Annotated in this window: 1 protein-coding gene; it reads right to left on the bottom strand. The window is 57.8% G+C overall.

Going from position 1 to position 204, the window contains the following annotated elements; genetic code table 11:
• A partial coding sequence (locus tag ACJRW5_RS24945; RefSeq protein ID WP_484573145.1) for a GTP-binding protein occupies positions 1-204 on the bottom strand: 204 nt, incomplete at both ends.

Genomic DNA, 204 nt, shown 5'->3' with positions numbered 1-204 from the left:
TCGTCTTCGCCGTTCAGGGCCATCAGAGCGGAACCGATGATGATCGGAGTGTCGTCGCCCGGGAAGTCGTAGGTGCTCAGCAGATCGCGAACTTCCATCTCGACCAGTTCCAGCAGCTCAGCGTCGTCAACCATGTCAGCCTTGTTCAGGAAGACAACGATGTACGGTACGCCAACCTGACGGGACAGCAGGATGTGCTCACGA

Source organism: Pseudomonas pichavaramensis, from assembly GCF_050473265.1.
In the GTDB taxonomy this organism is placed as follows: Bacteria; Pseudomonadota; Gammaproteobacteria; order Pseudomonadales; family Pseudomonadaceae; genus Aquipseudomonas.
Note: the sequence above shows the minus strand (reverse complement) of the source record. Positions and strands in the feature narration are given on the sequence as shown.